This window comes from Roseateles chitinivorans (genome assembly GCF_002761755.1).
Lineage (GTDB): Bacteria > Pseudomonadota > Gammaproteobacteria > Burkholderiales > Burkholderiaceae_C > Roseateles > Roseateles chitinivorans.
Genome location: NZ_PEOG01000048.1, coordinates 1 through 12,438, shown reverse-complemented (window position 1 = coordinate 12,438; position 12,438 = coordinate 1). Strand labels below are relative to the sequence as shown.

Annotated in this window: 12 protein-coding genes; 3 read left to right on the top strand and 9 right to left on the bottom strand. The window is 71.6% G+C overall.

The annotated features are described in order from the left end of the window. Positions 1 to 35 precede the first annotated feature (35 nt). The gene (locus CS062_RS16975) at positions 36 to 3,365 is read right to left on the bottom strand and encodes a S9 family peptidase (protein ID WP_143742387.1); all 3,330 of its coding nucleotides are present in this window, start codon (positions 3,363 to 3,365) and stop codon (positions 36 to 38) included. Positions 3,366 to 3,427: 62 nt separating this feature from the next. After that, positions 3,428 to 4,111 carry an alpha/beta hydrolase gene (locus tag CS062_RS16970; protein ID WP_099862775.1) on the bottom strand — a complete coding sequence of 228 codons (684 nt, stop codon included), beginning with the start codon at positions 4,109 to 4,111 and terminating at the stop codon, positions 3,428 to 3,430. Between the two features lie 184 nt (positions 4,112 to 4,295). Here CS062_RS16970 and CS062_RS16965 point away from each other — a divergent pair, with 184 nt between their 5' ends. Next, positions 4,296 to 4,652, top strand: a complete 357-nt coding sequence (locus CS062_RS16965; protein WP_099862774.1) for a PspC domain-containing protein — start codon at positions 4,296 to 4,298, stop codon at positions 4,650 to 4,652. Positions 4,653 to 4,664: 12 nt separating this feature from the next. On the opposite strand, the gene CS062_RS16960 is transcribed toward CS062_RS16965, so the two are convergent. Next, the gene (locus tag CS062_RS16960; protein WP_099862773.1) at positions 4,665 to 5,315 is read right to left on the bottom strand and encodes a class I SAM-dependent methyltransferase; all 651 of its coding nucleotides are present in this window, start codon (positions 5,313 to 5,315) and stop codon (positions 4,665 to 4,667) included. Between the two features lie 110 nt (positions 5,316 to 5,425). Between CS062_RS16960 and CS062_RS16955 the strand changes: the two genes are divergently transcribed. Both CS062_RS16955 and CS062_RS16950 read left to right on the top strand, forming a co-directional pair. Further along, positions 5,426 to 5,986 (top strand): hypothetical protein, encoded by a 561-nt coding sequence (locus tag CS062_RS16955; protein WP_143742386.1) that lies wholly within the window; start codon positions 5,426 to 5,428, stop codon positions 5,984 to 5,986. A gap of 86 nt (positions 5,987 to 6,072) precedes the next feature. After that, positions 6,073 to 8,121: an alkaline phosphatase gene (locus CS062_RS16950; protein WP_099862771.1), complete on the top strand. Its 2,049-nt coding sequence runs from the start codon at positions 6,073 to 6,075 to the stop codon at positions 8,119 to 8,121. 60 nt (positions 8,122 to 8,181) lie between these two features. Here the strand turns inward: CS062_RS16950 and CS062_RS25895 are convergent, their stop codons facing one another. From CS062_RS25895 to CS062_RS16925, 6 genes are all read right to left on the bottom strand, one after another. Continuing rightward, positions 8,182 to 8,526: a type II toxin-antitoxin system ChpB family toxin gene (locus tag CS062_RS25895; RefSeq protein WP_143742385.1), complete on the bottom strand. Its 345-nt coding sequence runs from the start codon at positions 8,524 to 8,526 to the stop codon at positions 8,182 to 8,184. Beyond that, complete coding sequence (locus tag CS062_RS25890) at positions 8,520 to 8,771, bottom strand: AbrB/MazE/SpoVT family DNA-binding domain-containing protein (RefSeq protein WP_143742384.1); 252 nt, start codon at positions 8,769 to 8,771, stop codon at positions 8,520 to 8,522. Before CS062_RS25890 ends, CS062_RS25895 begins: the two co-directional genes overlap by 7 nt. Before the next feature lie 273 nt (positions 8,772 to 9,044). After that, positions 9,045 to 10,703, bottom strand: coding sequence for a bifunctional hydroxymethylpyrimidine kinase/phosphomethylpyrimidine kinase (locus CS062_RS16940; protein WP_099862770.1), 1,659 nt, complete (start codon positions 10,701 to 10,703; stop codon positions 9,045 to 9,047). Then, on the bottom strand, positions 10,700 to 11,497 hold the full coding sequence (locus tag CS062_RS16935; RefSeq protein WP_099862769.1) for a thiazole synthase: 798 nt from the start codon (positions 11,495 to 11,497) through the stop codon (positions 10,700 to 10,702). Before CS062_RS16935 ends, CS062_RS16940 begins: the two co-directional genes overlap by 4 nt. Before the next feature lies 1 nt (position 11,498). Then, on the bottom strand, positions 11,499 to 11,756 hold the full coding sequence (gene thiS / locus CS062_RS16930; RefSeq protein ID WP_233218106.1) for a sulfur carrier protein ThiS: 258 nt from the start codon (positions 11,754 to 11,756) through the stop codon (positions 11,499 to 11,501). After that, positions 11,753 to 12,438, bottom strand: a 686-nt coding sequence (locus CS062_RS16925; RefSeq protein ID WP_143742383.1) for an FAD-dependent oxidoreductase, incomplete at its 5' end; no start/stop codon positions are given. The genes CS062_RS16925 and thiS, both read right to left, overlap by 4 nt.

The following is a 12,438-nucleotide window of genomic DNA, read 5'->3' as shown; positions in this document are numbered from 1 at the left end:
GCGGCTCGGGGCGACGGGCCTGAGGCCCGCGCGCCTCACTTCGCGCTGCCGCCGCTGGCGGCCTCCTGCTGTCCCTTGGCGACGGCGGTGGCGGCGGGCGGCGCCGCCGGCTTGAACTGGCCCATCACATCGCGCTTGCCGCGTTCGAGGTAGGGCACCGGCTGGTCCATCCAGGCGGGGCGGGGGCGGTCCAGCAGGTAATGGTCGAAGAACTCGGCCATGTGCACGGTGAAGTGCTTCATGTTGTCGCGGTCGCGCAGGCCGTGCTTCTCGCCGTTGTAGTTGAACCAGTAGGCCTCCTTGCCCAGGCGGCGCAGCGCGGTGAAGAACTCGATGCCCTGGTACCAGGGCACCGCGTCGTCCTCGTCGTTGTGGATCGTCAGGTAGGGCGTGGTGACCTTGTCGACACGGAAGATCGGCGAGTTCTCCAGGTACAGGTCGGGCCGCTCCCACGGCGTGGCGCCGATGCGGCTCTGGCCATGCTCGTACTGGAAGGCGCGGCTGATGCCCGCGCCCCACCGGATGCCGCCATAGCCGCTGACCATGTTGGCCATCGAGGCGCCGGCCTCCGCCGCGCGGAATTCGTGGGTGCGGGTGATCAGGTAGTTGATCTGGTAGGCGCCCCAGCTGTGTCCCTGGATGCCCACCCGCTTCGGATCGACATAGCCCTTGGCGATCTGCTGGCGGACCGCCGGCAGCACCGTGTTCATCGCGCTCCGGCCCGGGTGGCCGGTCGTGTAGACGATGTCCGGCCGCAGCACCAGGTAGCCGTTGGAGACGTAGCGCGAGACGTTGATGTTCTGGCCCGGTGCCGGCGGCACGTAGCGATGGCGGTTGTCGCTCATCTTCTCGTAGATGTAGACCATCATCGGGTACTGCTTCTTCGGGTCGAAGCCGGGCGGCTTGGCCAGCAGCGCGCGCAGCTTCCTGCCGTCCGCCGCGGTGTACTCGATCAGGTCCTGCGTGCCCCAGGCATACCGCGACTGCTGCGGGTTGGCGTCGCTGACGCGCTGCGGTCGCTCGAAGGCGAGCGTCGAGGTCCACAAGTCGGGGAACTCGGTGAAGGTCTGCTGGGTGAAGACGAGGCGGTCCGCGTCCTTGGCCTTGATCAGGCCGCCGATCATCTTGTCGTCCTGCAACAGCGTGGTCGGGATGCCGCCGCTGGCGTCGACGCGGAAGTAGCCGCTGGCCCGCGTCAGGTCGTGCGTGCCGGCCAGCATCAACGCATCGGCCGGCAGCGCCCGCTTGTCGGCGTCCTCGGGGTCGAGCGGCACCACCCGCAGCTGGATCTGCCGCTTGCGGCCCCAGCCCTGCGTCAGGTTGCGCGACTGGCCGGTCGCCGGCTGCACGGCCCAGAGGTCGAACTTGTCGTAGAGCACGACGCTGTCGTCCTCGCCGGTCCAGCCCGCGCTGCCGTAGGCGGTCGGCAGGTCGGGCACGTCGCGCTCGTCGTTGTCGAAGCGGGCCTTGATCTTTCCGCTCAGGTCGATCGCTTGCGCCGTGTCCGTCCGCCAGGCCATCCAGCGCGCGGCCGGCGCGTCGAAGCCCAGCACGTAGCGTCCAGCCGGCGACAAGGTCGGCGCATGGCGCAGCTTGCGCGCGAGCGGCGTGGCCGCGCCGGTGTCCAGGTCGACCGCGTAGGCGTCCATGTACACGCCTTCCCAGGACATCAGCGGGCGATACGGCAGCTCGCTCAGGCCCAGCGCCACGCCGGCGTTCTCGTTGACCTGGATCGTCGGCAGCTCCGGGGTGCCGAGCTGCACGAAGCGCGCGGCGTCGACGTCCTGGCCAAGATGCACGACGGCGCGGTAGCTGCGGTTGCGCTCGCGCTCCGCCTTGGCCTTTTGCGCCGACTGCAACTCCGGATCCTTCCAGTGCCAGAGGTCGACCTTCATCGGCTCGGGCGCGTCCTTGGGCTCGGGCGCGGGCAGCTCGGCGGTGCCGAGGAACAGCCGCTGACCGTCCTTGCTGAAGGCCAGTGGCGCGTGCTCGCTCGGCGTCCAGCCGGCGGGCATGCCGGCGGTGGCCGCGCTGACCAGCACGGTGGCGCGGTCCTGGCCGGCCTGCCACAGGAAGAGCTTGAACGGCGTCGGATCGGGCTTGTCGCTCTTCCCATCCCGGGCGCCGTCCTTCGTACCGTCCTTGCGGTCCTCGGCCTGCCGGGCCTTCTCGGCGGCCTGGGTCTCGGCGACGTGGTCACGGTTGCTGACGAAGGCCAGGCGCCGACCGGCCTCGTCGAAGCGCAATTGCCGGTAGCTGCCGGCGCCGGACATCACCGCGCGTGCCCGCGTGGGCGCGCTCGGGTCGATCAGGTAGACGCCTTCGCGGGCACTGTCTTCGGCCGCAGGCTTGGCCGCGGCGACCGGCGTGGCGGGAGGCACCGCACCGAGGGCATCCGAAGCCGGCAGCGCCGCGGGAGCCGGCGGATTGGCCGAGGCCGGCGCCGACGGCTCCGCCGGCCGGTTCTGTGGCGCGGCGGAAGCGGGCATCGCCCTCGCAGCGCCGGATGCGCCGGGGGCGGCCTTCGCGTCCTTCACCGACACCACATAGGCGAGCAGCGTGCCGCTGTTGTTCCAGGCGAAGTCGGCGGCGTCCTTGAAGGTGTTGCGCTGTCCGGTCTCGGCGTCGATCAGCAGCAGGTCGTTGCCGGGCAGCTTCTTCGCGGACGGCGCGCTGCCGTCCGCTGGCGCCTCCTGGTCGAGGGATGCGTCGTGCCCCTGGGCGCGCGTAGCGACGTCGAGCCCGGCTTCCGTCTCGCCATCGGCCCGGTCTGCCGGCGCCTTGACCTCCTTCGCACCGTCTTTCGCGCCGTCCTTCCTCGGCGGTGCTTCCAGCAGCATCGCCAGGTGCCGGCCCCCGTCCTTGCCCCATCCGAAGCGCTTCACGCGCTCCACCGATTCAATCTTGCCGGTGGCCAGATCCATCCAGGCGGCGCCGGGCTTGGGCGCGTCGTCGCCCTTCTTCTTGTCCTTCCTGGCCTTGTCGATCTCCGCGCGCGTCGGCTGCACCGCGAAGGCGACGAAGCGGCCGTCGGCACTGAATTGCGGCGAGGTGCCGCGCGGTGCGCGGTACTCGCGGCCGTCGGCGACGCGGCGCACGACGAGTTCGCCATCGGCCTCCTGCGCCACCAGCGCGTAGGCAATCCACTGCCCATCGCGGCTCAGTTGCGTGTGCTGGATGCTGCGCCAGGTGGCGTAGACATCGTGCGTGATCGGCGGCAAGGCCGAGCTTGGCTGAACCGCGGTCGCGGCTGCTGCTGCGGTCGGCGTGGAGGCCTGTGGTGGCGTGGCCGCGGTCAGCGGTGCAAGGGGCAGCAGCGCCAGCGACAGCGCGGCCAACGAAGGCAGGAAAGGCCGGTTGGACATGGACGAGGGCATCGGATCAAGAGGGCGGGGCGACGGCATCGGTGTGAGCAAGGGGCGTTCGATCAGGCGGCGGCGGTGAGCGTCTGCACGAGCCAGTGCTGAAGGGCCTGGATCTCGTCCATGTTGACCTCGTGCGCCATCGGGTACTCGTGCCAGTCGACCGCATAGCCGAGGCGGCGCAGCTCTGCCAGCGAGGCCTTTGCGCGCGCCGGCAGCACCACGCCATCGCCGGTGCCATGCGCCAGGAAGATCGGCGTGGTCGCGTTGGCGGGACTGCGCTGCGCCTCGGTCGTGTCGAGCAGCGGCAGATAGCCTGACAGGCCGACCAGCCCGGCCAGTCGCTTCGGGTAGCGCAGGCCGGTCATCAGCGTCATCGCGCAGCCCTGGGAGAAGCCCATCAGCACGACCCGTTCCGGCGGGATGCCGAACTCGCGCTCCTCGCGGTCGATCAGCTCCTCGACCAGCGCCTGCGATGCGCGCAGGCCGTCGGCATCCTCGCGCTGGCTGAGGTCGCCATGGCGGATGTCGTACCAGGCGCGCATGCGCATGCCGCCATTGATCGTCACCGGGATCTCCGGAGCGCTCGGCAGCACGACACGCAGGCCACCCTGCGTCAACACCGGCGTCAGGTCCAGCGCCTGGACGACCGGCACGAAGTCGTTGCCGTCCGCGCCCAGTCCGTGCAGCACCAGCAGGCTGAAGCGGGGCGCCTCGCGCGTCTGCAATTCGATGGTTTCGAGGTTCATGGGCGGGAATGCTAGTCCGCGATGCCGCGCCGGCACTGGGTGAAAACGCCCTGTCGCGCGTCATCCGCTCCGCATCGCGCCCACCTGCAGCCGGTCGCACGTGGGTCGCGACCGATGAGGTGGCTGCGTAGCCTTCATCCCATCGCATCTCCGGATGCACGACTTTCAGGAAAAGGAGCCCTCCATGTCCGACAGCGAAGAACTCAACCGCCTGGCCGATCTCCATCAGCGCGGCGTCCTCAGCGACGAGGAGTTCACCCGGGCCAAGGACCGCGTGCTGAGCGCCGGCGCGCGCCCGTCCTCGTCCAGCGCCTACGCTTACGCGACGCCGCAGGGCGGCGCGCCGGCCGTCAATGCGATCAATGCCTTCCGGCGCAGCCGCGACGATCGCTGGATCGGTGGCGTGTGCGGCGGCCTCGCCCGGCTCAGCGGCCTGGCCGCGTGGTTCTGGCGCGTGGTCTTCGTCGCGCTCACGATGTGCGCCGGCGGCGGGATGCTGCTGTACTTCCTGCTGTGGATCTTCGTGCCGATCGAGGACTGACGGCCCAGCCGCCTAGCGGCGGCCCTTGAGCAGATACGCGGAGGCGAGCCAGCGGCGCTCGACCTCCGCGTTGGCCATTCGGGCCTCCAGATGCCGCCACGGGCAGTCCAGGCCCTCCATGCGGAGGATCGAATGCATCGCCGCGCCGAGCACGAAGCAGTTGCTCATCGGCATCCACGGCGGCGCCCAGGCCAGCCCGGCCGCGACGATGCGCGCGCCCGGCTTCAGCGCGGCCAGTGCGCGCTCGACGGCCTCCAGGCTCTGCAGCACGTCGTGCGTGAAGAAGAACAGGGCCGCGTCGGCGCGTCGCGTGTCGAGCGCGGACGCATACGGCGCGTCCTCGGCCGTGGTCGGCAGGTAGTCGACCGGGGTGTCCAGGTGATTGGTCCGCGCGCGCTGGCGAGCCAGCCGCATCATCGTCTCGCAGGGCTCGACGGCGACGATCCGTCCAGTGGGTCCCAGCGCGCGGCTGAGTTCGGGCAGGCTCAACCCGGTTCCGGCGCCGATGTCGAGCACCGTCTGCCCCGGCGCCAGTTCCAGGGCGGCGATCGCCTCGCGCCGCAGCGGCGCCACCGGCATCAGCTCGTAGTCGTAGATCGGCGCGCGGCGCGCGTAGAGCGCGTTCAGGGCCTGCAGCGCCGGCCGGGTGTCGGGCGTGTTCATGGGCTCCCTTTTTTTTCGCGGGCCAGCTTCGCGTGACGCCGCGCGCGGTGTCAAGCAAGAAAAGCGGTGCGTCACGGAACCGTCATCCGTCGCCGAAAGAATCGCGGCCCATGTGCGTCGAACTCACCACAGGTATGCGGCTTGCCCGCTGCGCGGCCCTGCTCGCCCTCGCGGCGACGCTGACGGCGCGCGCGGCACCGGCCGCGCCAGACACGCCCGCGCCGGCCGCCTCGACGGCCGAGGTGTCGGAGCTCAGGTTCTCCCAATTCTTCAAGTCGCCGATCGGCCCTGCGGGCCTGGAACTGTCGGACGCGCTGCTCGCCGCCGATGGCCGTCCAGTGCGGCTGGTCGGCTACATGGTCGCGCAGGAACAGGCCCGGCCCGGTCGCTTCTGGCTGACACCGCGTCCGGTGCGCATGAGCGAGCACGCCGACGGCGAGGCCGACGACCTACCCGCCGCGACGGTCACCGTGCTGCTCGATCCGGCGCAGCGGGAGCGCCTGGTCGCGCACCGTGACGGCCTGGTGCTGCTGACCGGCACGCTGTCGGTGGGCCGCGTCGAGGACGAGACCGGCCGGGTGTCCTGGATCCGCCTTCGCCTGCCGCCCGGGGCGCTGGAGACCGACGCCACCGCGGGCCTGCGGCTCGACGGCGCCGGCCATCGCCACTGAGCGCACCCGCGCACCCGCGCATCCGCGCACCCGCAGCGTTCCCCATTTCCCAGCCTTCTCCGATTCCTTCGACTCGAGTCCCGACGATGAAACATCTGCCCTCCCTGCTCGCCGGCGCTTGTGCGCTGCTGGCGCTGAGCGCCGCCCAGGCGGCTCCCACCGTGACGCGGCTCACGCCGCCCAGCGAGCTGTTCGCGAGCGGCCGCTCCGAGCCGGTCATCGCCCGCTTCCTGCCCGGCCAGCGCTTCGACCTGCAGGCCACGATCAAGCCGGATGCGGGGCAGCGCATCACCGGCGCGCGTTTCCTGATCGACGGCAAGCCGGTCGATGCCACCGTCGCGCTGCGCGACTGCGCGGCCGGCTGCGTCAAGGGCGTGGCGGCGGAGACCGCGATCGCGACGGTGCGCGCGGTGAGCCTGCAGAAGGCCGGTCGCCACACCTTCAGCGTCGAGGCGGTGCAGGCGGACGGCCAGAAGGTCACCGCCACCGGCGACCTCGACGTGGTGCCCTTCGCCGCGGCGATGGGGCCGAAGGTGCGGAACCTCATCATCCTGCTGGGCGACGGCATGGGCGCGGCGCAACGCACGGCCGCGCGCATCGTCAAGGGCGGCTATGCCCAGGGCAAGGCGATCCAGCCGCTGGCGATGGACACCTTCCCGGTGACGGGAATGGTCAAGACCGCCTCGCTGAACTCGGTGGTGACCGACTCGGCGCCCGGCATGACGGCCTACGTCTCCGGCAACAAGAACAACAACAATGAAGAGGGCGTGTTCCCGGACGACACCGTCGACGCCTTCGACAACCCGCGCATCGAATACCTCTCCGAATATCTGCATCGCACGCAGGGCAAGGCGTTGGGCGTCGTCACCACCGCCGATGTCTTCGATGCGACGCCGGCCGGCAACGCGGTGCACACCAGCAACCGCGGCGCGGGCACCGGCATCGTCGACCAGTTCTTCGATGATCGCTCACGGACCGGCCTGACGGTGCTGCTGGGCGGCGGGCGCAAGTGGTTCCTGCCTGCCGGCACGGCCGGCTCCGAGCGCGCCGAGGCCAACGACTACGCCTTCTCGACGAGCGACCCGCACACGGCCGAAATCGTGAAGCGCTGGGGCGCGGCGCCGGGCGCGAAGGACAAGGGCCGCGATCTGATCAGGGAGTTCCAGGACGCGGGCTACCGCTATGCGCCGACGAAGACGGCGCTCGACGAGGCGATCGCCGGCGCGGGTGCGGACAAGCTGCTGGGCCTGTTCGCCTTCTCCAACATGAATGTGGCGCTGGACAAGATCGACGGTCGCCGCGGTGCGAAGAAGGGCCTGGCGGGCGGCAGCGTCGTCGACGACTACGGCTTCCCCGACCAGCCAATGCTCGACGAGATGGCCCGGGCCGCGCTCGCGACGCTGCGCAAGCAGCCCCAGGGCTTCGTGCTGATGATCGAGGGCGCCTCGATCGACAAGCAGGCGCACAACATGGACAGCGAGCGATGGATGCTCGACACGATCGAGTTCGACCGCGCGGTGCAGGTCGCGCAGGACTTCGCGCGCGAGCAGGGCGACACGCTGGTGATCGTCACCGCCGACCATGAGTGCTCGGGCGCGGCGCTGATCGGCGGCTCGATGCTGACCGACCAGGCGCTGCTGGACGCGGCGACGAAGAAGGGCGCGGCCAACCTGCGCGACAAGGTCGTCGGCGTCTACGAGAAGGCCGGCTTCCCGCGCTATCGCATCGCGGCCGACGGCTATCCGGAGGCGACCGACATCGACTATCGCCTGCTGGTCGGCTATGGCGCGAACGCGGATCGCTATGAAGACTGGCGCACCAACCAGACGCCGCTGCGCGACGCGCAGCAACCGCTGGCCAAGGCGGAGCCGCTGAAGTGGTACCCGGCCAACGCGGCCGAGCGCGACGACGCGCAGGGCGAGTTCCTGGTCACCGGCCAGGTGCCCGGCGAGCAGGCGGTGCACACGGCGACGGACATCCCGCTGTCGGCCTTCGGGCCCGGCGCGCTGGCCTTCACCGGCGTGATCGACAACACCGATGTGTTCTTCAAGCTGGCGCAGGCGGTGGTCAAGGGCACGACGGCCCCGGCCGATGCCTCGGGGGCGAAGCGGCCGGCGAAGTCGCCGCGACAGTGAGGAGCGCGGGGGGGCGGAAACGCCCGCCGATGACCCGCGGACGGCCCATCCGGAGCGGTGCTAGGCCAATATCGCCGACAGCCGAGCGACGGCCTCCTCGATCACCTCGGCGGGCGCTCGCTCGATGCGGCGGGCCTGCCGCGCCTGCAGGTCCATCATCCGAATCTTGTTGACCAGCACGGCGCCCTGGGTCCTGCAGCCGGTGCCGGTCAGCATCACCGCGAAGCCGGCGTGGCGGGCGAAGTCGCCGCCTTGCGTGATGGGGGCCACCAGCACGTCGCCAAGCCGGTTGAAGGCCAGCGGCGTCAGCACCAGCGCCGGTCGCGCTCCCCGTTGCTCACGACCGAGCGTGGGGTCGAAGGGCACGGCGACGATGTCGCCGCGATCGAAGGTCTTCCTCACCACGCCTCGCCCCCCGCCGGCCCGAGCGCGTCCCAGGCGGCCATGTCGGCCGGCGGCGCGGCCGAGAGGTCGCAGGCGGCGATCATCTCCTCGAGCGTGTACTTGCGCTTGGGCGTCAGGACGAGCCGGCGGTCCGCCGTCGTCTCCAGCGTCAACGCGTGGCCGGCGGCCAGACCCAGGTCCCGCAGCACGGGCGGCGGGAGAATCAACGCGGTACTGTTTCCCATCTTCTTCAACACCACTTCCATGACCGTTCCTCCGCGGCAGCGAGGTCCGCATTCTAGGCAGGCTGACGGTCTCAAGTAAAACAAAGTTGTACATTCGTTGCTGGTCGGACGGGCCGCTGAAAGCGGTCGAGCGACCCGCCTTCCGGCGGCATGCATCGAACGAGCAACGATGCTCCATGAGCCGGTGCCCATCGGCAATCGCGAAGAAGGGCGCCGCCAATCGGGGGGATCGGCGAGCCGCTGGTCGAGCGCAGGCCCGGGCCGACAGCGAGGCGTCAGGCGCGGTGCGCGGGGTCAGCGCGGTCCACCCGAAGGGACGAGCGCCTCCGCCGCGCGCACCAGGCACATCGCCGACGCGCCGGCGGCGAAGCCGGCGCGCCACTGTCGGTCTTCCAGTACGCCGCCGATGCCGACCACCGGCACGCCGGCCATCCGTGACCACCAGCGCAGCTGCGCCAGCCCCTGCGCCAGCCAGGGCATGTCCTTGGTCGTCGTCGGCCACAGCGGACCGCAGGCGATGTAGTCGGGCGCGACGCCGCGCGCCCGGCACAGCTCCCACAGGCTGTGGCTCGACAGGCCCAGTCGAACGCCGTGCCGCAAACGGCGCTGCCACAGTTCGTCGCGGTCCTCGCCGCCCAGGCCGGCCCAGTCCTCCTGACCCAGGTGCAGCGCCCGCGCGCCCTCCTCGAGCGCCAGCCGCCAGTGATCGTTGATCCACAGCGTGCTGGAACGGCCGGCCATGTCCCGCACCGCCTCGCGGATCGCCGCGCGCAGCTGATCCTCGTCGAGGCCGGCACCGCGCTTGATGCGCAGCTGCACATGCTCGAAGTGGCCGCTCAGCGCCATCGCGGCGACGCGTTCCGGACGATCCGTGATCGCATAGAGGCCGCCGGAGAAGTTCGGCGGGCGGCGGGAGGCCGGCCACAGGACCTCGCGCCAACGCGTCAGCGTCGCCCGGTCCGGCACGCGCTCGTCGCCGAAGCCCATCACCGGCATCGCGCGCGGGTCGTCGACGAAGCGGCGGTCCGGTCGAAGCGGTCCGGGGCCGGCGCCGGCCGCATGCCCGTCACGCAGCGCCGACCAGGTCAGCATCTTCGCGAGGATCACCGCGTCCGGGACCGCGAAGCCGCGCGCCAGCGCTGCCGCCGCCGCGGACGCGAAAGTGCAGCCGCTGCCGTGGTGATGCGGGGGGGCGCCGTCGCGGCCGGAAAGCCTGGGCAAGGCGATCCAGCCGGTGGCGAGCGCGCTGTCCAGCCAGTCCAGCGCCAGCCCGTCGACCTGCGCCGCGTCGTCGCCGCCGGTGATGCACACCGCCTGCGCGCCCAGGCCGCGCAGCCTCGCGGCGAGTTCCGGCACTGCCAACTGGCCAGGCGTGACACCGAGCAGCCGTTCCGCCTCCCGCCGGTTCGGCGTGATCAAGGCCGCTGCCGGCACGAGTTGATGGCGATAGGCGCCGAGCAGCGCCTCGTCACAGAAGGCTGCGCCGTCCGCGCTCGCGCCGAGCACCGGATCGACCACCAGCAACGCGTCGCCGCGTTGCGCCAGCAGCGCATCGACGGTCGCCGCGCTCGCGAGCAGGCCGGTTTTGATCACCCGCGGCGACAGGTCCTGGCGCAGTGCGCTCAATTGCGCGCGCACCTGGTTCGGTGGCAGAGGGAAGACCGCGTTGACGCCGAGCGAATGCTGCGCCGTCACCGCAGCGACCACCGGGCACAGGTGCACGCCCATCGCCGCCGCGGCTCGCGTGTCGGCGCTCAGCCCGGCGCCGCCGCCGCTGTCGGTGCCGGCGACGCTCCAGATCACCGGTGGCGTCGGATCCTCGGTCCAGGGCGTCAGCACCGTGAGGTCCGGATCGACCGCCGGGGCCCAGGGCGACGCCAGGCTCGGATGCGGCACCAGCGGCGAGGGCAGGGCGCTGACGAGCGGCTCGCGCCGATCGACGGCCCCGGTCATGCGTCCCCCAGCAGGAAGGCGTGGCCGCTGACCGGGGTGCTGGCGACCGCGAAGGCCTGTGGCGCCATCAAGCCGGCGCGGAAGGCTCGCCGGCCGGCGCTCACCGCATCGCCGAAGGCGCCCGCCATCGCCACCGGGTCGCCAGCCTGTGCCACCGCGCTGTTCAGCAGCACCGCGTCGAAGCCCAGTTCCATCGCCCGCGCCGCCTGCGACGGCGCGCCCAGGCCCGCGTCGATCACCAGCACCGTGTCGGGCAGGCGTTCGCGCAGGGTGCGCAGCCCGTGCAGGTTGAGCAGGCCCTGGCCGGAGCCGATCGGCGCGCCCCAGGGCATCAGGAGCGGGCATCCGGCGTCCAGCAGGCGCCGGCCGAGGATCAGGTCCTCGGTGCAGTAGGGGAAGACAACAAAGCCCTCCCGCGCCAGCTCCGCGGCGGCCGCCACCAGCTCGAACGGATCGGGCTGCAGCGTGTGGTCGTCGCCGATCACCTCCAGCTTGATCCATGCGGTGCCGTACAACTCCCGCGCCATGTGGGCGAGCTGCACCGCCTCGCGCGCGCTGCGACAGCCCGCCGTGTTGGGCAGCAGGCGCGCGCCCTGCGCGGTGCCGGCCGCCATCGCCTGGGCCAGCGCGCCGTTGTCGCCGGCCTGCAGCGTGCGCTTCAGGCCGACGGTCAGCACCTGCGCGCCGGACGCCTGGATCGCATCCACCAGCACGGCCGGGCTCGGATAGCCGGCGGTGCCGAGGAAAAAGCGGCTCTCCAGCGAGACGCCGGCGAGGGTGAGGGTGTCCGACATCTCAGCCTCCGACGATCGGTTGGAAGAACAGGACCTGGTCGCCGTCGCGCAGCGGCGTCGCCTCGCGCGCCGCTCGGGGGACGAAGCGGCCGTTGAGCGCGGTGGCCACCGCGTCCTGCGCGCGGCCTTCGCGCGCGAGCAGCTGCGCGAGCGTGGTGCCGATGGCTACCGTGATCGCCCGGTCGTCGAGGCGCACCGTCATCGCGTGCGTCGGCGTGTCGCCGTCAACGCGGACCGACGAAGGTTCTGATTCGCTCATGGGGACATCTCCAGATCCGCCGGCTCCGCCAGCGTGGCGAGCCCGGCATCGCCGAGCAGGCGCTCGACCAGCGCGGGCGCCAGCAGCCAGCCGTGGCGGTACAGGCCGTTGAGCCGCAGCAGGCCGGGCTCGTGATGAACAAAGGGCAGGTTGTCGGGCAAGGCGGGGCGCAGGTGCCGGTCCAGGCGCAGGATGCGTGCTTCCGACAGCGAGGGCAGCACACTCTGCGCCGCCGCCATCAGCTCCACCGCCGAACGCAGCGAGACCGGGCTGCGGTCCTCGCTCTCGATCTCGCTGGCGCCGACGACGATCTCGCTGTCGCTGCGCGGCACCAGGTAGACGCGGTGCCGGGGATGCAGCAGCCGCAGCGGTCGCCGCAAGCCGTGGCCTGCGAGGGACAGGGTGATGATTTCCCCCCGGACGCCGCGCAGCGGCAGCGGCGGCCGCGCGCCCAGCCCGCGCGCGTCGACCGCCCAGTCGCCCGACCAGCGGCCGCCATCGGCGAAGTGCAACTCGCCAGGCAGCACCTGATCGACCGCGCGAGCCCAGTGCCAGCGCGCGCCCTCGGCGCCCGCATGCAGCGCGGCCATCGCGGGAATCGGCGCGATCAGGCCTTCGCGGGGCAGGAGCCAGCCGCGCAGGCCGGGCGCGAGCATCGGCTCGAGCGCGGCCAGATCGTCCG

Coding starts and splice junctions, on each gene's coding strand:
- CS062_RS16975 (WP_143742387.1), bottom strand. CDS start 3,365: ATGTCCAACCGGCCTTTCCTGCCTTCGTTGGCCGCGCTGTCGCTGGCG.
- CS062_RS16970 (WP_099862775.1), bottom strand. CDS start 4,111: ATGAACCTCGAAACCATCGAATTGCAGACGCGCGAGGCGCCCCGCTTC.
- CS062_RS16965 (WP_099862774.1), top strand. CDS start 4,296: ATGTCCGACAGCGAAGAACTCAACCGCCTGGCCGATCTCCATCAGCGC.
- CS062_RS16960 (WP_099862773.1), bottom strand. CDS start 5,315: ATGAACACGCCCGACACCCGGCCGGCGCTGCAGGCCCTGAACGCGCTC.
- CS062_RS16955 (WP_143742386.1), top strand. CDS start 5,426: ATGTGCGTCGAACTCACCACAGGTATGCGGCTTGCCCGCTGCGCGGCC.
- CS062_RS16950 (WP_099862771.1), top strand. CDS start 6,073: ATGAAACATCTGCCCTCCCTGCTCGCCGGCGCTTGTGCGCTGCTGGCG.
- CS062_RS25890 (WP_143742384.1), bottom strand. CDS start 8,771: ATGGAAGTGGTGTTGAAGAAGATGGGAAACAGTACCGCGTTGATTCTC.
- CS062_RS16940 (WP_099862770.1), bottom strand. CDS start 10,703: ATGACCGGGGCCGTCGATCGGCGCGAGCCGCTCGTCAGCGCCCTGCCC.
- CS062_RS16935 (WP_099862769.1), bottom strand. CDS start 11,497: ATGTCGGACACCCTCACCCTCGCCGGCGTCTCGCTGGAGAGCCGCTTT.
- thiS (WP_233218106.1), bottom strand. CDS start 11,756: ATGAGCGAATCAGAACCTTCGTCGGTCCGCGTTGACGGCGACACGCCG.